This window comes from Marinobacter sp. 1_MG-2023, assembly GCF_030549045.1.
Lineage (GTDB): Bacteria > Pseudomonadota > Gammaproteobacteria > Pseudomonadales > Oleiphilaceae > Marinobacter.
Map to the genome: position 1 here is coordinate 34,187 of NZ_JAUOST010000007.1, position 19,757 is coordinate 53,943.

At 55.1% G+C, this 19,757-nt stretch carries 20 protein-coding genes; 6 read left to right on the forward strand and 14 right to left on the reverse strand.

What is annotated here, in order from left to right; genetic code table 11:
* Positions 1–19: 19 nt before the first annotated feature.
* On the reverse strand, positions 20–331 hold the full coding sequence (rplU, locus tag Q4606_RS15505; protein ID WP_072799598.1) for a 50S ribosomal protein L21: 312 nt from the start codon (positions 329–331) through the stop codon (positions 20–22).
* Between the two features lie 249 nt (positions 332–580).
* On the opposite strand from rplU, the gene ispB reads away from it, so the two are divergent.
* Positions 581–1,549 (forward strand): octaprenyl diphosphate synthase, encoded by a 969-nt coding sequence (ispB, locus tag Q4606_RS15510; protein WP_303608087.1) that lies wholly within the window; start codon positions 581–583, stop codon positions 1,547–1,549.
* On the opposite strand, the gene Q4606_RS15515 is transcribed toward ispB, so the two are convergent.
* Positions 1,542–2,528 carry a glutathione S-transferase family protein gene (locus Q4606_RS15515; protein ID WP_303608088.1) on the reverse strand — a complete coding sequence of 329 codons (987 nt, stop codon included), beginning with the start codon at positions 2,526–2,528 and terminating at the stop codon, positions 1,542–1,544. The two genes, ispB and Q4606_RS15515, sit on opposite strands and share 8 nt — an antisense overlap.
* 102 nt (positions 2,529–2,630) lie before the next feature.
* Here Q4606_RS15515 and Q4606_RS15520 point away from each other — a divergent pair, with 102 nt between their 5' ends.
* The gene (locus Q4606_RS15520; RefSeq protein ID WP_303597523.1) at positions 2,631–3,542 is read left to right on the forward strand and encodes a LysR substrate-binding domain-containing protein; all 912 of its coding nucleotides are present in this window, start codon (positions 2,631–2,633) and stop codon (positions 3,540–3,542) included.
* 126 nt (positions 3,543–3,668) lie between these two features.
* Positions 3,669–5,216 (forward strand): wax ester/triacylglycerol synthase family O-acyltransferase, encoded by a 1,548-nt coding sequence (locus Q4606_RS15525; RefSeq protein ID WP_303608089.1) that lies wholly within the window; start codon positions 3,669–3,671, stop codon positions 5,214–5,216.
* Between the two features lie 22 nt (positions 5,217–5,238).
* Here the strand turns inward: Q4606_RS15525 and Q4606_RS15530 are convergent, their stop codons facing one another.
* Complete coding sequence (locus Q4606_RS15530) at positions 5,239–5,943, reverse strand: DUF2057 family protein (RefSeq protein ID WP_303608090.1); 705 nt, start codon at positions 5,941–5,943, stop codon at positions 5,239–5,241.
* A gap of 255 nt (positions 5,944–6,198) precedes the next feature.
* Here Q4606_RS15530 and Q4606_RS15535 point away from each other — a divergent pair, with 255 nt between their 5' ends.
* On the forward strand, positions 6,199–6,402 hold the full coding sequence (locus Q4606_RS15535) for a DUF6316 family protein (RefSeq protein ID WP_303597520.1): 204 nt from the start codon (positions 6,199–6,201) through the stop codon (positions 6,400–6,402).
* Positions 6,403–6,447: 45 nt separating this feature from the next.
* On the opposite strand, the gene Q4606_RS15540 is transcribed toward Q4606_RS15535, so the two are convergent.
* The 8 genes from Q4606_RS15540 to glyA form a co-directional block, all read right to left on the reverse strand.
* A complete protein-coding gene (locus Q4606_RS15540) occupies positions 6,448–6,975 on the reverse strand; it encodes a phosphatidylglycerophosphatase A (protein ID WP_303597519.1) in 528 nt (175 codons plus the stop codon).
* A complete protein-coding gene (gene thiL / locus Q4606_RS15545; protein ID WP_303608091.1) occupies positions 6,972–7,928 on the reverse strand; it encodes a thiamine-phosphate kinase in 957 nt (318 codons plus the stop codon). Before thiL ends, Q4606_RS15540 begins: the two co-directional genes overlap by 4 nt.
* Before the next feature lie 3 nt (positions 7,929–7,931).
* A complete protein-coding gene (nusB, locus tag Q4606_RS15550) occupies positions 7,932–8,408 on the reverse strand; it encodes a transcription antitermination factor NusB (RefSeq protein ID WP_303597517.1) in 477 nt (158 codons plus the stop codon).
* Positions 8,408–8,884, reverse strand: a complete 477-nt coding sequence (gene ribE / locus Q4606_RS15555) for a 6,7-dimethyl-8-ribityllumazine synthase (RefSeq protein ID WP_303597516.1) — start codon at positions 8,882–8,884, stop codon at positions 8,408–8,410. Before ribE ends, nusB begins: the two co-directional genes overlap by 1 nt.
* Before the next feature lie 47 nt (positions 8,885–8,931).
* Positions 8,932–10,047, reverse strand: a complete 1,116-nt coding sequence (gene ribBA / locus Q4606_RS15560; protein ID WP_303608092.1) for a bifunctional 3,4-dihydroxy-2-butanone-4-phosphate synthase/GTP cyclohydrolase II — start codon at positions 10,045–10,047, stop codon at positions 8,932–8,934.
* A gap of 75 nt (positions 10,048–10,122) precedes the next feature.
* The gene (gene ribD, locus Q4606_RS15565; RefSeq protein WP_303597514.1) at positions 10,123–11,238 is read right to left on the reverse strand and encodes a bifunctional diaminohydroxyphosphoribosylaminopyrimidine deaminase/5-amino-6-(5-phosphoribosylamino)uracil reductase RibD; all 1,116 of its coding nucleotides are present in this window, start codon (positions 11,236–11,238) and stop codon (positions 10,123–10,125) included.
* Entirely contained in the window at positions 11,235–11,753 is a 519-nt protein-coding gene (gene nrdR, locus Q4606_RS15570; protein WP_303597513.1) for a transcriptional regulator NrdR, read from the reverse strand. Before nrdR ends, ribD begins: the two co-directional genes overlap by 4 nt.
* A 72-nt stretch (positions 11,754–11,825) precedes the next feature.
* Complete coding sequence (gene glyA / locus Q4606_RS15575) at positions 11,826–13,079, reverse strand: serine hydroxymethyltransferase (RefSeq protein ID WP_303597512.1); 1,254 nt, start codon at positions 13,077–13,079, stop codon at positions 11,826–11,828.
* A gap of 235 nt (positions 13,080–13,314) precedes the next feature.
* Between glyA and ettA the strand changes: the two genes are divergently transcribed.
* A complete protein-coding gene (ettA, locus tag Q4606_RS15580) occupies positions 13,315–14,976 on the forward strand; it encodes an energy-dependent translational throttle protein EttA (protein ID WP_303608093.1) in 1,662 nt (553 codons plus the stop codon).
* Positions 14,976–16,352, forward strand: a complete 1,377-nt coding sequence (gene radA / locus Q4606_RS15585; RefSeq protein ID WP_303608094.1) for a DNA repair protein RadA — start codon at positions 14,976–14,978, stop codon at positions 16,350–16,352. The genes ettA and radA overlap by 1 nt, the downstream gene beginning before the upstream one ends.
* A 5-nt stretch (positions 16,353–16,357) precedes the next feature.
* Here the strand turns inward: radA and Q4606_RS15590 are convergent, their stop codons facing one another.
* The 3 genes from Q4606_RS15590 to Q4606_RS15600 form a co-directional block, all read right to left on the reverse strand.
* On the reverse strand, positions 16,358–16,726 hold the full coding sequence (locus Q4606_RS15590) for a PilZ domain-containing protein (protein WP_303608095.1): 369 nt from the start codon (positions 16,724–16,726) through the stop codon (positions 16,358–16,360).
* A 351-nt stretch (positions 16,727–17,077) separates the two neighbouring features.
* Positions 17,078–18,142 (reverse strand): uroporphyrinogen decarboxylase, encoded by a 1,065-nt coding sequence (gene hemE, locus Q4606_RS15595; RefSeq protein ID WP_303597508.1) that lies wholly within the window; start codon positions 18,140–18,142, stop codon positions 17,078–17,080.
* A 128-nt stretch (positions 18,143–18,270) separates the two neighbouring features.
* Positions 18,271–19,689 (reverse strand): FAD-dependent oxidoreductase, encoded by a 1,419-nt coding sequence (locus Q4606_RS15600; RefSeq protein ID WP_303608096.1) that lies wholly within the window; start codon positions 19,687–19,689, stop codon positions 18,271–18,273.
* Positions 19,690–19,757: the final 68 nt, after the last annotated feature.

The window sequence follows — 19,757 nt, forward strand, 5'->3', positions numbered from 1 at the left end:
AGGGGTTTTTTCCGAGAGCTTAGCCCTGGATACCCGTGATTTTTACTTCAGTAAACCACTGACGGTGGCCCTGACGCTTCATCGAGTGCTTCCGACGACGGAACTTGATGATCTGAATCTTGTCGTGACGACCGTGGCTGACTACTTCCGCAGTCACTTTGGCACCATCAACAACCGGCGCGCCAACTTTAAAGTTGTCGCCATCCGCAATCAGCAGAACGCGGTCAAACTCGACGTTACCGCCTGTTTCCACTTCCAGCTTTTCCAGCTTCAGAGTTTCGCCTTCTTTTACACGGTGCTGTTTACCACCGCTAACAATAACTGCGTACATTAATATTCTCCGCGATTGACCCATCCCTGCTCTTATCCACCTGGTTCTAAGGGAAGCGCTCTGGCGACCCTATAGCAGGGAGCGCAGGTTGGGATGAGTTGGGCGCGTGATTGTACGAAAAGGCGCTTCGCAATACAAGCCAAGTTGACACTAACCGCGGCAAAACCTAGCATTGCCGCAACCTGCCTGTATTATCAGTACACTAGACAACTACATAATCAAGACACCAGCAAGGGATCCACAAGCCGCATGACAGCCCAGCGCATTTACGACACCGTGGCGGACGACTTCAGCCGCGTTAATGACCTGATCATCCAGCGACTTTCCTCCGATGTCCCTCTGGTAGAAAAAATAGCCCAGTACATTATTGAAAGCGGCGGTAAGCGCCTGAGACCTCTACTGGTTTTACTTTCCAGCCGCGCCGCAGGTTACCGTAAAGACGAACACCTCAAACTGGCTGTGGTGATCGAATTCCTACATACAGCCACCCTGCTCCATGATGATGTTGTAGATACATCGGATATGCGCCGGGGCCGGAGCACAGCTAATGCAAACTGGGGGAACGCGCCCAGCGTGCTGGTAGGTGATTTCCTCTACGCCCGCGCATTCGAGATGATGGTCGAGCTGAAGAGCCTTCCTATTATGGAGGTTCTGTCGCACGCTACGGCCGTGATAGCTCAGGGCGAGGTCATGCAGCTGATGAATGTAAAGAACCCGGACCTCACCGAAGATCAGTACATGACCGTGATACATAACAAAACGGCCATGCTGTTCGAAGCGGCGTCCCACTCCGGCGCCTTGCTAGCGAACGCCAACGACACTCAGGAACAAGCACTGAAAGATTATGGCAAACACCTGGGATTGGCCTTCCAGCTGGTGGATGATGTTCTCGATTATCGTGGCGATGCCGACACCATGGGTAAAAACGTTGGCGACGATTTGGCCGAAGGCAAAACCACACTGCCTCTGATCCACGCTATGACTCACAGCAGCGAGGGAGACCGTCAGTTCATTCGCCAGGCCATCCGCAAAGGTGGGCTCGACGACTTGCCACGGATTCTGAAACTTGTTGAAGCCTCTGGTGCGTTGGAATACACCATGGAACGAGCCATAGCCGAAGCGACCAAAGCTTCTGACACTCTGGCCACCCTCCCAGACTCACCCCACAAAGACGCGCTGAAACTATTGACCCAGGTCGCTGTAGCGAGAGTCAGCTAAGCCTGTTCCGACCGTGGGGAGCTGTGAAATCCAGGAGCGGCCCCAATGGCACGACCTGAGTCGGATTGATGGTGCGCTGGCTCACGTAATAGTGGCGCTTGATCTGATCAATATCCACGGTGTCGGCTACACCAGGCACCTGATACAACTCCCTCAGATAACCTGAAAGCGCCGGAAAATCGCAGATACGCTGTCGATTGCACTTGAAGTGGCTGTAGTAAACCGCATCAAACCGTATCAGTGTTGTGAAAAGCCGCCAGTCTGCTTCTGTGATACGACTTCCCGTCAGATAGCGCTGGTCGGAAAGCTTGGATTCCAGCCAGTCCAAAGAATCAAACAACTCAGCGTAGGCTTCTTCATACTGCTCCTGAACTGTGGCAAAACCCGCCTTGTAAACGCCGTTATTCACTGTGTTGTAAACCCGCTCATTCACCGCCTCAATTTCTACTCGAAGAGCATCGGGGTAAAGGTCCAGATCGGTGTTCACTCCCTCCAGATTATCAAACGCGGAGTTGAACATACGGATAATATCCGCCGATTCATTGCTGGCAATAGTCTGCTGATACTTATCCCACAGAACCGGAACCGTCACCCGACCGGAATACGCCGGTGCGGCTCTGGTATAGATCTGATGCATAAAACGGAAGTCGTACAGATCGTCCCTGTGCGTGTCCTCTCCGGACCGGAACTCCCAGCCATTCTCCACCATATCCGGATGAACAACAGACACTGACACATGGGCCTCAAGTCCCTTCAGCTTCCGAAAAATCAAGGTGCGATGGGCCCAGGGACAAGCCAGAGAGACATATAAATGATAACGACCTGACTCCGCCTTGAAACCACCCTCGCCCGCTGTCCCCCGGGAGCCATCTGCAGTCACCCAGTTGCGGAACCGAGCGGCTTCGCGCTCGAACTTACCACCGGTCTTGTCGGTGTCATACCACTGGTCGTGCCATTTACCATCTACGAGAAGACCCATAACTGACTCCAATAAATATACTAATAGTCGAAGAAGAATAGCGGCCACCCTGCTACCCTCTCAAGCAAGCAATTCTGGCCAACAACCTCAGATAATTCGAACATGCAAACAGCCATCACGATAGACGCCTTAAAAGTCCTCGACGCCATCGATCGCAATGGCAGCTTCGCCGGTGCCGCCAATGAGCTGTTCCGAGTGCCATCGGCAATCAGCTATACCGTGCAGAAACTTGAGGAAGACCTTAACGTTGCGCTGTTCGACCGGAGCGGTCACCGGGCGGCACTCACCCCGGCTGGGCTCTACCTGTTGAAAGAGGGACGGACGCTGCTTGATGCTGCCGCCAACCTCGCACATTCAACCAGGCAAGTTGCCCAGGGTTGGGAAACCCGACTGCGTATCGGGTTCAACTCGCTACTGCCTGCAGAATGTCTGTTCCCGGCTATAAAAGAGTTCTGCGCCCTGGGCATCCCGGTTGACGTTCAGATTACTGAAGAGGTTTTTGCAGGCGCCTGGGATGCACTTCAAGGCCGCAGGGCTGATCTTATTGTTGGTGCCGACGACATCAGTAAGCCCACCGGAAACTTCACCAGCCATATGCTTGGCAGAATGAGCTTTGTTTTTGCGGTTGCACCTGACCACCCGCTGGCACAGGCACCAGAACCGCTGAGTGAAGACGATATTTGCCGCTTTCCCGCCGCGGTCGCGGCTGACACCTCCCGTTCTCTACCCGCCGGCCACGCAGGAATTTTTCACCGACAGCGCACGCTGACCGGCGCAAACATCGACCATAAAATCGCCATACAGAAAGCAGGCCTGGGTGTCGGCTGGCTGCCAAAGCCTCGAGTGAAAGGGCTTCTTGCCTCTGGCCAACTTATCGAAAAGCAGGTGTGCGAACCAAGGCAGGCTGTCGCGTTGCAGGCAGCAAGGCATGCGGACGACAAAGGCAAAGCATTGATGTGGTTCTGGCAACGACTCACCAGCGATTCAGCGCTAACAGAATGGCTCGATGCTTAAGGCCTCGAGGCGAGTCGGGCGGAATAATGCCTCCGGCGCAGAGTGCTTACAGGCAAATGAGTCAACCGAGGCTAGATCACATTCATCTATACTACGAAAAACCCGGAAAATGAACGGAGCCCATTGATGCGGCAGCTATCCGAACTGGACGCGTCCTTCCTGTATCTCGAATCCGCGAATGCGCCAATGCATATCGGCAGCATTTACCTGTTCGACGCCAGCGAAAGGGACGCACCTCTGGCCTTCAGTACCTTTATTTCGCATCTGCGCAGCCGCCTTCATGTCGTGCCTGTTTTCCGCCAACGCCTGAAAGAGATACCTCTGCGTCTGGGGCGACCCTACTGGATTGATGATCCTGAATTCAGCATCGAACGGCATCTGGCCTATGTAAGCCTCGGCGTAAACAGCCGTGAGTCAAACCTGATGACTCTTGCGTCGAAAATCCTCGAAGAGCCCCTAAAACGGGACCGCCCGCTGTGGCATATAACCTTCGTGGATGGCTTTCAGTTGGGCGAAAAGAATGCTGAAGAAAGCAGCAAAAAAGGTCGGGAGGGGTTTGCGCTTATTGTCAAACTGCATCACGCAGCCATCGACGCCTTCAGTGGCGAAGAAATTATCGGCAAGCTTCTCGAGTATACTCCGCAACCGCAGCCCATCAATGCGCCACGTCCCTGGAAGGCGCGCCCAAAGCCGTCCGAGGAGAGGGTGATAATCCAGGCCGGAGCCAATATCCTGCGCACGCCCTGGCGATTTGCCTCTCTGGCAGCGGGAGCTGCGGAGACAACTGCCCGAGGGCTGATCCAGAAACAACTGCTGAAGATTCCTCTTCCATTCCCCCTATTTTCAGCACCTCACAGTCCGTTTAACCGGAAAATCACCCCGAATCGGCAGATCGTACCCGCTAAAGTTGAGTTGTCCCGCCTCAAAGCGATCAAGGCGGCACTGGGAGATGTCACGCTTAACGATGTGGTGCTTGGACTTTGTGCAGAAACACTGAAGCGATACCTTGGAACGCAAGACGCAGATACACGCCAGTCTCTGATTGCCATGACGCCCATCTCAGTGCGCTCAAGCACTCTGAGCAGAACCACCGGAAACCAGATGTCAGCCATGCTGCTGGACCTCGCCACCAACGAACCCGACCCGGCACGGCGCATAAGGAAGATTCACTGGAACGCCGTATCTTCGGAACCCTATCGTGACGCGATTGCTGCAGACCGGCTCACAGAGCTTTTACCATCAAATATGTTGGCGCTGTCTGCCAGACTATATTCAGAACTGCAGATTGCCCAACGCTATCGGCCTGTTTTCAATTTGGCGATTACCAACGTGCCCGGCCCTAAGGTACCCCTTTATTTGCAGGGTGCGAAGTTGACTCAGCAGTATAATACGGCACCACTGTTCGACAGCATGGGGCTGGTGGTGGTTGCCATGAGTTATCAAGGCAGCCTGACACTCAACTTTACTGTTTGCCCCGATGTCGTGCCCCAGGGCAGTTCGCTCCGGAAGCATGTCTGTGACAGCCTTGAGGCCATAGAGAAAGCGGCCAGCGAGCTTGACCCTGAGGAATTACATACTCCGCTAACCGAGACCCGGAGCCAGACACTGGCAGACAACGCAATGGGTTTATTGGAAGGCGCACTGAAGCGGCTTACGGGCCGCTTCAGGCGATAACAGCTAGCAAAGGGCCAGACGCTTACTCAAACGCCCAACGCAAAAACGTTTTCTTCTCTTCGTCAGTAGCAGTTGCCCAGACGGCTTTCAGGCGCTCCAACGACGTCATACCATCCTCAGACAGAGTTCCGCCCGCTGCGGCCGTGCTTCCTGACAGAGGGGTCCGGCCAACCGAAGTGCTTTCCGCAGGCGACCAGTCTGAAGACTGTACCAGTGTCTGACCATCGCTCCCCACGATCGCCGCAGAGAACTCCGGCATGACCTGTTCGGCTTGTTGACGGGACTCTGGCTTGTCAAATTCGAATCTATAGGTCTCGTTAGGGCTAGCTTCAAATCGCGCGACCTGGGGCTTGCTTTTAATCACATGAACTTTGGATTCACCGTTATCCACTACTCCAGACTTGGCCCAGATAGTTTTATAAGTGAACACCACCTCGTTCTCACCTGGAAGTAGCGCATAATCCAGGGCCAGGTCATCCATCAGATAGTTAGTCATGCTCCGCCCGTTGACTCGGCTGACCTGAATAGCACCTGGCGCTTTCAGCGTAGCCGCATTCACTGCAGTCGCCGGATCCCCCTCCCAAGTCTCGAGCTTGGTAACTGCAGAGGAGCAGCCAACCAACGCTGAAAGAAGCAAAGCGGGGAACAACGCCCGAACCAACTGCAACCATCGGGCGGGATAACGCAACTCAGAACGACTAACACGCAAAACGCGACTGATACTCATTTTTTCTCCTTAAGGGCACAGGTTAGGAACCGACGGGCGAAGGGTGTGGTCAGTTATCCTGTATTCTGAACACAGCCAATGTTGAGGGCAACCGGATACGCAAAAGAAAACAACGCTCGGTCACGGTTTAACTAGCTAACACATAATTGTTAAAAAATGTTGAATTCCCCTGAATCTGTATTAATTTTAAACAAACGCCTATCCATTACACGCTGCCCGCAAGGCAGATATTTGGCGCTTGCACAGGAGTCGGCCATGAATACTCAGGTCAGATCAGGAGAAGAGGGCAGCATCCCCTTTCGTAGCAGCAGGTTTTTCTGCGTCGGGAACAAGTGGTATTTCACAACCCGTGAGGGTTTTGACAGTGGCCCCTTTGCCTCGAGGGATCGAGCGGAAACCGGGCTACAGCGCTTCCTGCACGTGGTCAGGCTATTGCCGGAAGAGCAGCAGGTGCACTAAAGGCTCTTCAACGCTCCAGGTATAATTAAGCAGCCCAGGCTTCTTTTAAAGAATGTAAGGCGCCAGCCAGGCATCAATCGCGACCAGGCACAGGAGCGCCATGCCACCTGCAACCACGTCGTCCACCATGATACCCAGCCCGCCGGGCAACCGCTCATCCAGCCAGTTTATGGGCCAAGGTTTGAGAACATCGAAAAACCTGAAAATCAGAAACGCCAGCAACACACCATAAATCTGATCGGGAAAGAGCCCGAGGGCAATCCACATCCCAACGAACTCGTCCCATACAATCCCACCGTGGTCGTGAACTTTCAGGTCAGCGGCTGTTTTTCCGCACAACCAGATACCCACCAGGAAGGCCAGGACAACCACAAGCCAATAGGCGAGAGGTGGCAACCACGCAAAGCCATACCATAGAGGAATGGCAGCCAGGCTCCCCCAGGTTCCGGGAGCGCGGGACGCGGCACCACTACCAAACCCGAAGGCCAAAAGGTGTACGGGGTTTTTCAGAAAACCCGGAGGCAGAATAGCCTGGGGCAAATCCGGCTCTGGCCACTGATCTTCCTGACTCATGATTCTCTCCTGAAATGGTCAAAACCTACTGTCTCAGACCCCGACCCTACATCAGCACCATCCAGGCGCAAACCCTGCATAGACTCTATCACACCAATAACAGTAAGCTGTTGCTTCAGTGACAATGGCGCGCTGGCCCAGCTTGCCTCAGGAATGGTGACACAGAGCTCGTAGTCATCTCCGGAGTGCAGCGCATAATCGCAGGCTGCGGAGCCGGTCAACCGCTTGAGTGAAGGCGATACCGGCACACGGGAACGCTCAATACTCGCACCGACAGAGGAGGCCTCAAGAATATGGCCCAGATCGGCCAACAAGCCGTCTGATACATCAATGGCAGCCGTCGCGAAATCTCTAAGGGCTATGCCCAGTTTCAACCTCGGCTCAGGATGATGATAACGCTCAATCACATAAGCTTCGTCGGCGGAAGGGCTCAGGACGTCAAGGTACTGCAGGGCGGCACCAGCATCACCCAAGCTACCGGACACCACGACCAGATCACCCGGCCCGGCACCAGATCGACGGATGGCGGTTCCTTGAGGAACCAGGCCATGCACCTGTAAGCTCAAAGCCAAAGGCCCACGGGTTGTGTCACCGCCCGCGAGCACTAACCCGAAAGCTTTAGCAGCCTCTCCAAGCCCGAAGGCAAAGCCACGCAGCCAGCTCTCATCAACTTCCGGCAAGGTCAGGGCAAGCGTGAAGCAGGTTGGGTCAGCTCCCATAGCCGCAAGATCACTGGCAGCAGCTGCAAGCGCCCTCCAACCAAGAAAATCCGGACGATAGTTGAGGGGAAAGTGCACACTTTCAACAAGGGTATCTATGGAAAAAACCAGGTCAGAACCGGCGGGAATTCTCTGGATGGCACAGTCGTCGCCCGGCCCCACAAGGACTGATTGGGAGCCGGGCGAGCAGGCTAACGGCACGAAATACTGCCGAATCAGCTCAAATTCGCCCATCGGTCAACGCGAACGTGTCTCGGCGAGGCGCAAACGCCGGCCCAGCTTGTCCAGCACACTGTTAACGAACTTGTGCCCTTCTGTACCACCGAATCGCTTCGCTAGCTCAATGCCTTCGTTAATCACAACCTTGTAAGGCACATCCAGCCGGTGACGCAGCTCATAAGCACCAACTCGAACAATCGCCAACTCCACCGGATCCACCTCAAGCAGCGGGCGATCAAGAAACGGCTCAATCAGCTTATCAAGTTCTTCCTGCTCGCGATGGACACCGCGCAGAACATCCCGGAAGTACAGGGTATCGACCTTGGCCATGTCGTTATCGACCATGAACTCAGCTTCGATATCCGAAATCGGGCTCTTGGTAAAGTGACGTTGATAAAGCCCCTGCATTGCCAGAACCCGAGCGCGGCGGCGATCGCCAGCTTTTGGCTGACCGGACGGCGCCGGGCGGGATGTCGTATCTTCAGTATCGCTCATTACTCACCCAGCTTGTTGAACAGGCTGACCATTTCCAGCGCCGTAATAGCTGCTTCTGCGCCTTTGTTGCCGGCCTTGGTGCCGGAGCGCTCGATAGCCTGCTCGATAGAATCAACGGTCAGCACACCAAAGGTCACCGGCACGTCTGTTTCCAGACTTACCGCGCCAAGGCCGCTTGAGGCTTCTCCTGCCACATATTCGAAATGCGGCGTTCCACCACGGATAACCGCGCCCAAAGCAATAATGGCATCGTAGTCGCCCGCTTCTGCCACGCGCTTCACCGCCAGCGGCATTTCATATGCACCAGGGACACGCACAATGGTGATATCACTGTCAGCAATACCGTGGCGGCGCAGGGTATCAACGGCACCATCTACCAGGCTTTCCACAACAAAACCGTTAAAACGACCAACCACCAACGCATAACGACCACTGCACTGGGTAAAATCACCTTCAATTACTTTAATATCTGCCATCGATGGCTCCTTCTCGGGCTGCAGCCACAGTGCTGCTGCCAGGTTTATCAGTCTGGGGTGTAGGGAATGTACTCAACCACTTCCAGATCAAATCCGGAAATAGCCGAGTATTTCACCGGCGGACTAAGCAAACGCATTTTGCTCACGCCCAGATCCCGCAGAATCTGGGAGCCTGTCCCTACGGTGAAATAAACACCAGAGCTACCCTTACCGGCAGGCCCCTGCCCCTGATCAAAGAACTCCTGAATACGGTCTTCCAGATTGTAGCTATCTTCCGCACTGTTCAGCAGAACCACAACCCCACTACCTTCAACTGCAACTTTTTCAAGCGCATGGTGTAACGGCCAGCTTCGGGAATCCTTGCGACGGGCTCCAAGCAGGTCCCGAAGTGTATCTGTGATGTGAACACGTACGTGCACCGGCTCATCCACCGGGAGCTCACCATACACCATTGCCAGATGCGTAGAGCCCTGAATGACATCCCGATAAGTGCGAAGTTTGAACACACCATATTCGGTATCGATCTGATTCTCTTCGACGCATTCCACGGTACGTTCATGCGTGGTGCGGTAATGGATAAGGTCAGCAATTGTTCCAATTTTAAGATTGTGCTCTGCGGCAAAACGTTCAAGGTCTTCCCGCCGTGCCATGGAACCGTCATCGTTCATGATTTCACAAATTACACCGGCAGGTTCGCAACCGGCCAAAGCAGCCAGATCGCAGGATGCTTCTGTATGGCCTGCACGGCTCAGCACTCCGCCGGGGTCCGACATCAACGGGAAAATGTGCCCAGGCTGAACGAGGTCTGACGCCTTTGCATTTCGGGCCACTGCAGCCTGCACCGTACGAGCGCGGTCTGCGGCCGAAATGCCCGTCGTCACACCTGTGGCTGCCTCAATGGAAAGCGTAAACTTGGTTCCAAACCCCGAGGCGTTCTGCTGCACCATTAACGGGAGACCCAGCTGCTCACACCTGTCCCGGGTCATAGGCATGCAGATAAGGCCGCGGCCAAAGCGAGCCATGAAGTTGATGGCTTCGGCAGAACAATGCTCGGCTGCCATCACCAGGTCACCTTCGTTCTCCCGGTCTTCATCATCCATCAGGATCACCATATTGCCCTGGCGAATGTCCTCAATGATTTCTTCAACACTGTTCAGTGCCATACTGTTTTGCACCCTTTCAATGCACCCGCTGCAGCTTCAGGCCGCCATACCGGGACGCACTGTGAATTTAGACATTTAACGGCGAACCAGAATCAGACGCTGGTCATCCCCTACCTGTCGCCGGTCTTGTACGATCCACTCGATCTTGTCAGCCATCGTTTCCAGAGGCAGATGCGCCGTCGGCCGACCAGTACTTCCCAGAAATACCGGAGCCTGGTAAAGCCAGAGTTCATCCACAAGCTTTTCACTGATGAATGTGCCTGCCAGAGTTGGCCCGGCTTCCACCAACAGTTCATTAATACCCAGTTTACCCAGCGAATCCAAAAGCTCGGCAACATCTATACCATTGTCTTTCCAGGCCACGCCCTTCAGGCGGATCCCCAAGGCGGCAAGATCCTGTGCGGGCGCTGTTGCAAGCGTGGACGAGGCACAAAACACCTGAACCTTTCCCCCACGCAGAATTGTCGCAGACGGAGGCGTTCTGGCGTCCCTGTCGGCAATCACACGCAACGGCTGACGGGAAGGCTCGGTTGCATCGCCTATATCCCCAAGTTCTTCTCGCCGGACTGTCAATGAGGGGTCATCTGCAAGTACGGTTCCTACACCGGTAAGAATCGCATCACTGATGGCCCTGAGCCGCTGAACGTCGCGGCGGGCCTCATCACCGGTAATCCACTGGCTCTCACCCGAGGCCATAGCGGTGCGCCCATCCAGGCTGGACGCCATCTTGAGCCTGACCCAGGGCCGGCCTGTATTCATGCGCTTCATGAAGCCGGGATTCAGTCGTGCAGCCTCCTCCGCCAAGAGCCCTTCGTAGACCCGGATACCGGCTTCACGAAGCATATCAAGGCCCCTTCCGGAGACCGACGGATTGGGGTCTTTAGTGGCCGCGAATACGCGGGACACGCCTGCATCAATCAACGCCCGCGCGCATGGCGGTGTTCGGCCAAAATGGCTGCAGGGTTCGAGCGTGACATAGGCTGTGGCACCACGTGCAGACGGACCGGCCTGGCTGAGCGCGCGGATTTCAGCATGGGCCTCTCCGGCCCGTTCATGCCAGCTTTCGCCCAGGATCTTATCACCACGGGCCACCACACAACCCACTCGCGGGTTGGGATGAGTCGAATAGCGGCCCCGCCATGCAAGCTGTATAGCCCGAGCCATCATGGACCGGTCCCGGAATGCGGTCATTTTTTTCCTTCAGGGGCGTGGTTATCTGCCAATACTTTCGCAACATCAACCGGCGTCTCGCCATTGCTGGCAGAAAGCCGCTCAATCTCTTCCTTGAATTCGTTGATATCCTGAAAACTGCGATATACAGAAGCAAACCGGACATAGGCAACTTTGTCGAGCTGACGTAGCTCGGTCATCACCTCTTCACCCAACTGCATAGACTTGACCTCACGCTCGCCTGTCGCCCGCAGGCGATACTTGATGCGATTAAGTGCTGCGTCGATTTGCTCAATACTGACTGGGCGTTTCTCCAGTGCCTTCATGATCCCTGACCGCAGCTTCTCTTCATCAAAGGGCTGACGGATACCGTCCTGCTTAACCACTCTGGGCATCACCAGCTCGGCCGACTCAAACGTAGTAAAGCGCTCCCGGCAGGAAAGACATTCTCTACGGCGGCGCACCTGATCGCCCTCCGCCACCAGGCGTGAGTCAATAACCTTGGTATCTGCTTCACCACAGAAAGGACAATGCATGTCAGGAACTCCGGAGAGGGAGCCGGGCAGCGAGGTGAGTGCACCCCGTGCCCGGCAGATCTTGCAAAATGCTTAGCCGTAAACCGGGAAGCGCGCGCACAGGGCTTCAACCTGCTCGCGAACACGGTTACTCACAGCTTCGTCGTCCAGGTTATCAAGAATATCGCAAATCCACCCTGCCAGCTCGCGGCTCTCTACTTCTCCAAACCCACGGGTGGTGATTGCGGGTGTGCCGAGGCGCAGGCCAGAGGTCACAAACGGAGAGCGTGGATCGTTAGGAACCGCGTTTTTGTTCACTGTGATGTGCGCGCGACCCAAGGCGGCATCTGCATCCTTACCGGTAATATCCTGCTTGATCAGGCTCACCAGAAACAAATGGTTCTTCGTGCCACCGGAAACAACGTCGTAACCACGATCAACAAATACGTTAGCCATGGCAGACGCGTTCTTGACCACCTGCTGCTGATAAGCCTTGAACTCGTCACTCATGGCCTCTTTGAAACAGATCGCCTTGGCAGCAATGACGTGCATCAGAGGGCCACCCTGGCCGCCAGGGAAGACGGCAGAGTTCAGTTTCTTGTGCAGGGCTTCGTCGTCACAGGCCAGAATCAGGCCGCCACGCGGGCCGCGCAGTGTTTTGTGCGTGGTGGTAGTGACCACGTGCGCATGGGGCATAGGGTCGGGGTATACACCAGCAGCAACCAGGCCCGCCACGTGCGCCATGTCTACAAACAGATAGGCACCAACTTTATCCGCGATGGAACGGAAGCGGGCAAAATCAAGCTCTTGAGAATAGGCAGAGAAACCCGCAATAATCATTTTCGGCTTGTGCTCAACCGCCAGAGCTTCCAACTCATCATAATCGATCAGCCCTGTATCGGTGTTGATGCCGTACTGAACAGCATTATAGATCTTGCCGGAAAAGTTCACCCCTGCACCGTGGGTCAAGTGACCACCATGAGCCAGACTCATCCCCAGAACCGTATCGCCAGGCTTCACCAGCGCCATGAAAACAGCGGAGTTAGCCTGTGAGCCGGAGTGGGGCTGAACGTTGGCATAAGCTGCGCCGAACAGCTCTTTGGCGCGATCAATGGCCAGTTGCTCCGCGATGTCGACGAACTCGCACCCACCGTAGTAACGCTTACCGGGATAACCCTCAGCATATTTGTTCGTGAGATCACTACCCTGAGCTTCCATGACCCGCGGGCTGGTGTAGTTCTCGGATGCAATCAGCTCAATATGAGCCTCCTGACGCTTGCTTTCCGCCTGCATGGCGTTCCAGAGTTCGTCGTCAAAACCGGCGATCTTCATATCACGATTAAACATCGGTGCGCTGCCCCTGTGTGCTTGGCTGGCCCGGAGAGTCTTGGAAATAGCCCCCGGAATCCCTGAAAATTTGGGCCGCTATTCTAGCCCATTAACGGGTTAAAAATCACCTTTTATGAGGTTCGCAGATACCGTCATACCCATATTGTACGTTTTCCTGAAATTGCTATAGCTCCCGGGTTTCGATACCTTACAAACCCTGTCACATCTCGCCTTCAAAGAGGGGAATGCCTTTATGGCCCAGTACGTATACAGCATGAACCGCGTAGGCAAAGTGGTTCCGCCCAAACGCGAAATTCTCAAAGATATTTCCCTGAGCTTCTTCCCGGGCGCCAAAATTGGCGTACTGGGCCTGAACGGTTCAGGTAAATCCACCCTTTTACGCATTATGGCGGGCGTGGATCAGGATTACATCGGCGAAGCCCGGCCACAGCCCGGCATCAATGTAGGCTACCTGCCCCAGGAACCGGAACTGGACGACAGCAAAACCGTTAAAGAAGTTGTTGACGAAGCCGTGGTCGAGGTTCACAACGCTCTTGCAGAGCTCGATCAGGTTTACGCAGCCTACGCAGAGCCGGATGCGGATTTCGATGCACTGGCGAAAAAACAGGGGCAACTGGAAGCTCTGATACAGGCGACCGATGGCCACGACATCGAGCGTAAAATGGAAGTTGCCGCCGATGCGCTGCGCCTCCCAGCCTGGGATCAACCCGTAAAGAACCTGTCAGGGGGTGAGCGCCGCCGGGTAGCCTTGTGTCGCCTGCTGCTGTCGGGGCCGGACATGCTGTTACTGGACGAACCGACAAACCACCTGGACGCCGAATCCGTTGCCTGGCTGGAGCGCTTTCTGCACGATTACGAAGGCACCGTGGTTGCTATAACTCACGACCGCTACTTCCTCGACAACGTGGCAGGCTGGATTCTCGAACTTGACCGCGGCCAGGGCATTCCGTTCGAAGGCAACTACAGCCAATGGCTGGAGAATAAAGAACAGCGCCTGGGCACCGAAGCCAAACAGGAAGCCTCACGCCAGAAAGCCATCAAGCAAGAGCTGGAGTGGGTTCGCAGCAACGCCAAAGGCCGCCAATCCAAGAGCAAAGCCCGCCTTGCCCGCTTTGAGGAAATGAGCTCACAGGATTTCCAGAAGCGTAACGAGACCAACGAGATCTATATCCCGCCCGGGCCGCGCCTGGGTGACAAGGTCATCGAAGTGGAAGGTATCAGCAAAGCTTTTGGCGACCGCCTGCTCTATGAAGATGTTTCCTTTGTTGTACCCCCTGGCGCTATCGTCGGCATCATCGGCGGTAACGGCGCTGGCAAATCTACGTTGTTCCGCATGATCGCCGGCCACGACCAACCTAATTCGGGCACCATCACCGTGGGTGAAACGGTCAAGTTGGCCTACGTAGACCAGAGCCGCGACCTGGACGGGTCGAAAACCGTCTGGGAACTACTCAGCGATGGCCAGGACATTATTAAAGTAGGCAACTACGAAACCCCATCAAGAGCCTATGCCGGCCGCTTTAACTTCAAAGGCTCGGATCAGCAGAAGCGCGTTGGCGACCTTTCTGGCGGCGAACGCAACCGCCTCCATCTGGCAGCGTTGCTGAAGGAAGGCGGCAACGTATTGCTGCTGGACGAACCTACCAACGATCTGGACGTTGAGACTCTGCGCGCTCTGGAGGAGGCCCTGCTGAACTTCCCCGGCGCAGCCATGGTTATCTCGCACGACCGCTGGTTCCTTGACCGCGTAGCTACGCACATTCTTGCGTTTGAGGATGACGGTGAAGTGGTGTACTTCGAGGGTAACTTCGCCGAATACGACGAAGACCACAAAAAGCGTAAAGGTGATTCCGCCATGGTGCCCCAGCGCATGAAATACAAGAAGCTGGCCTGATGGCAAAAGCCAAAACCGCTTATGTCTGCACCGAGTGCGGTGCAGACTACTCCAAATGGCAGGGCCAGTGCACGGCCTGCCAGGCCTGGAACACCATCAGCGAAGTCCGTGGGGTAGCCAGCAATGCCAAAGGCGCCCGCGGTGTTCGCTTCGAGGGTTTTGCCGGCAGCCTCGCTGCCGTTCAAAGCCTGGACGATGTAAGCCTCGCCGAGCAGGAACGTATCAGCACCGGCATGCAGGAATTTGACCGGGTTCTTGGTGGCGGACTTGTGGAAGGCTCGGCTGTACTAATGGGCGGTCACCCGGGCGCCGGCAAGAGCACCCTGCTGCTTCAAGCTGTATGTCATCTGGCCGCTAGCGTTCCAGCGCTTTACGTTACCGGTGAGGAGTCGCTGCAGCAGGTAGCCATGCGGGCCAAACGCCTGGGCCTGCCCACCAAAGACCTGAAAATGCTGTCAGAAACCAGCGTTGAGCGGGTTATGCAGGTGGCAGAGGCTGAAAAACCACGGATTCTGGTGGTGGACAGTATTCAAGTAATGCACGTGGCAGACATTGAATCTGCGCCCGGTTCGGTTTCCCAGGTACGCGAAAGCGCAGCGTTTCTGACTCGGTTTGCCAAGCAAACGGGTACCATTCTGTTTCTGGTGGGGCATGTAACCAAGGACGGCAGCCTCGCGGGCCCCAAAGTACTGGAGCACATGATTGACTGCTCTATTCTACTTGAAGGCTCCAGTGATAGCCGTTACCGCACCCTGAGGGGCATCAAGAATCGCTTTGGCGCGGTCAATGAGTTGGGCGTATTCGCCATGCTGGAGCAAGGCCTGAAGGAAGTGAAAAACCCCAGCGCAATTTTCCTCAACCGTGGCGAAGAAGCGGCTCCTGGCAGCGTTGTCATGGTGGTCTGGGAAGGCACTCGCCCCATGCTGGTGGAAATTCAGGCGCTGGTGGATATGGCCCAGGGCGGGTACCCGAGGCGGGTAGCAGTGGGCCTGGATCAGAACCGATTGGCAATGCTACTCGCGGTATTGCACCGCCATGGCGGACTGCATGTATCAGACCAGGACGTATTTGTGAATGTGGTGGGCGGTGTGAAGGTTAATGAAACGAGCGCTGACTTGGCCCTACTGGCAGCGATTGTGTCTTCATTCCGTGATCGCGCTTTGCCCCAGGATCTGGTGATTTTCGGAGAAGTCGGCTTGTCGGGGGAAATTCGGCCGGTGCCCAGTGGCCAGGAAAGGATTAACGAAGCAGCGAAGCATGGTTTTACCCGTGCCTTGGTTCCGAAAGCCAATGCGCCACGCAAGGCTATTGCAGGGATGAAGGTGATTCCTGTGACCAAGCTTAGTGAGGCGATTACCGCTCTGGAGGAGCTTTAAGCTGGCTAATCGATCAGGTGAGCAAATTCACGCTCAAGAAGAACCTGATCGCCGAGATTCAACTCTACCAAGCGCTTAAGATGCGCAGCACTTTCCAGATCGATGTACTGGCATTTGAAGCCGAGCTTGTGCGCTTCAACATGTTTCAACTCAACCGCCATAACGATGCCAGCCTGTTGACTATCGAGGTGCACAATTACCTCACAAGGTTGACTCAACGGCACGTCCCACCCCTCGGGGCGCTTGACCAGGACACCTTTCAGGGAAATATCCAGCACCTCAGTTGTCCACACACTATCAAGCGCATGCAGATCGCAAGGAGCGTCAAAGCTTATGCGATGGAACTTCCGTTTTTCTGAGGCCTTGGTGGGCAAGGGACGACTCCTTTTTTGTTGATATCACCTGATATGACTATAGACCGAGCGGAGATACCGATCCAGACGTGTTTCGTGTAAAGAATTAAAGACAGGGGCGGGGTTAAGGCGGTGCATTTTTATTGCGCGGTTCAGACCATGCCTAAGCTTAATATAGGCCGTCATGCGGGCCCTTCCAAAAATGTCGGAGGCCAAGGACGGCCGGAGACAAGCGTACATGGGCAAGGCCGAGCGCCAGCAATCTGTGATTGCTGGCCGGACCCCGGAGGGGTGCTCGTAGCGGTTTTTGGACTCGGTTACTCAACCCCCGCCCCCAGCGCTCATAGGCCAGGAAATGAGGGAAAGCAGGGATTAGCGGTGGTACTCGGGGCTCAACTCAACAACAGCCTCGATGAACGCCTTGGCATGCTCAGGATCCACATCCGGAGTGATGCCATGACCAAGGTTGAATATGTGGCCCGGGCCTGATCCGTAGCGACGCAGGATGTCACCGACTTCCTGGCGAATCCGTTCGGGTGGCGCATAGAGCATGGTGGGGTCCATATTGCCTTGCAAAGCCACTCGGTCACCCACCCGCGCACGGGCATTGCCGATATCTGTGGTCCAGTCCAGACCAACAGCATCAGCACCAGAGTCTGCGATCGACTCAAGCCACTGACCGCCATTTTTCGTGAAGAGGATTACCGGAACACGGCGACCGTCGTTCTCACGAATCAGGTTATCAACGATCTTTTTCATATAGCGCAGTGAAAACTCTTCATAAGCCCAGCTACTCAGCACACCGCCCCAGGTATCAAAAATCTGAACAGCTTGAGCGCCGGCTTTGATCTGGCCGTTGAGATAATCAATAACCGCGTCTGCAAGGTGATCCAGCAAACGATGCATGACCTCGGGCTGACCATACATAAGCTTCTTTGCTTCACGGAAGTCTTTGGATGAGCCGCCTTCAACCATGTAGGTTGCAAGTGTCCAGGGACTGCCAGAGAAACCGATCAGCGGAACACGACCATTGAGTGCGCCCCGGATGGTGGAGACAGCATTCATTACGTAGTCGAGATCTGTTTCTGCCTTGATGTTCGGCAGTGCATCAACATCCGCCTTGGAGCGAATGGTATGTTTGAACTTGGGGCCTTCACCGGTTTCGAAGTACAGCCCGAGACCAAGAGCATCCGGAATAGTGAGTATGTCGGAGAACAGAATCGCAGCATCCAGCGGAAAGCGCTCAAGAGGCTGAAGGGTTACCTCACAAGCCAGGGGCGTATTCTTGCACAAGCTGAGGAAGTCACCTGCTTTCTCCCGGGTGGCACGATACTCGGGCAGGTAACGGCCGGCCTGGCGCATCATCCATACCGGGGTACGATCAACAGGCTGGCGCATCAGCGCGCGCAGGAAGCGGTCATTCTTCAGCTCGGTCATAAGGATTCCAGCATTGTCTCTTTCAGATGGTCGTAATGGAACGGAAGCAATCATACCCCGTTTGCCATAATAAAAAAGGGCGGCTTACCCTTAGTAAGCCGCCCTTCTGATCCGGATCAAACGATTTTTCAGATATCCAGATAATCCATGATGCCCTCTGCAGCCTGGCGGCCTTCCCAGATGGCAGTAACAACCAGGTCCGAACCTCGAACCATATCGCCGCCCGCAAAGATCTTCGGGTTGCTGGTCTGAAAACCGAACTCTGCCTCTTCCGGCGCCCTTACCCGACCGGAATCGTCGGTACTGATCGTAAGCTCTTCAAACCATTCGGCTGGACTCGGGCGAAAACCGAAAGCAACCAATACAGCATCAGCCGGAATAACTTCCTCGCTACCCGGAACTACCTCGGGCCGGCGGCGGCCGTTTTCATCCGGCTCTCCAAGCTGAGTGGATACCACTTTCACACCTTCAACCTGGTCTTCACCGATGATGGCTATAGGCTGCCGATTAAACAGGAATTTCACACCTTCTTCCTTGGCATTGGCAACCTCCCTGCGCGACCCCGGCATATTGGCCTCATCACGACGATAAGCGCAGGCCACGCTCTCTGCCTGTTGACGGATCGAGGTGCGGTTACAGTCCATGGCGGTATCACCGCCACCCAGCACCACGACGCGCTTACCTTTCATATCAATGAAATCCGCTGCATCTTTTTCAAAGCCCAGGCGGCGGTTAACGTTGGATACGAGGAACGGCAAGGCGTCGTAAACACCCGGAAGGTTCTCACCCGGGAAGCCACCTTTCATGTAGGTGTAGGTTCCCATGCCCATGAACACCGCATCGTAATCATCAAGGATGTCCTTCAGCTGAACATCCTTACCCACCTCGGTCGACAAGCGGAACTCAACGCCCATTTCCTCAAACACCTGGCGCCTGCGAGTCATCACGGATTTTTCCAGTTTGAACTCCGGGATACCGAAGGTCAGCAGGCCGCCAATCTCAGGGTAGATATCGAATACTACCGGCTTCACGCCGTTGCGAACCAGTACATCAGCACAGCCCAGGCCTGCAGGGCCAGCACCTATAACCGCTACCTTCTTGTCCGTCCATTTTACAGCAGACATGTCCGGCTTCCACCCAAGAGCGAAGGCGGTATCGGTAATGTATTTTTCGACCGAGCCAATGGTAACAGCACCAAAACCATCATTCAGGGTGCATGCCCCTTCACAGAGTCGATCCTGCGGGCACACACGACCACAGACTTCAGGCAGAGAGTTGGTCTGGTGACACAACTCGACCGCTTTCATGATATTGCCTTCGGAAACCAGCTTCAGCCAGTTGGGAATGTAGTTGTGTACCGGGCACTTCCATTCGCAATAAGGATTCCCGCACTCCAGGCATCGATGGGACTGAGAGGACGCATTATCGGCCGTAAACGGGCGATAGATTTCACCAAACTCTTTTTTGCGCTTTTTCGCAGGTACTTTCTTCGGGTCTACCCGACCTACTTCTACAAACTGAAAATCGTTACTGAGTCGTTCTTTCATGTTGGCATTCTCATCAGTTCAATATCGACAAAGGCTGCTTCTTTCGGCAACCCTGAAACCTTACAAGT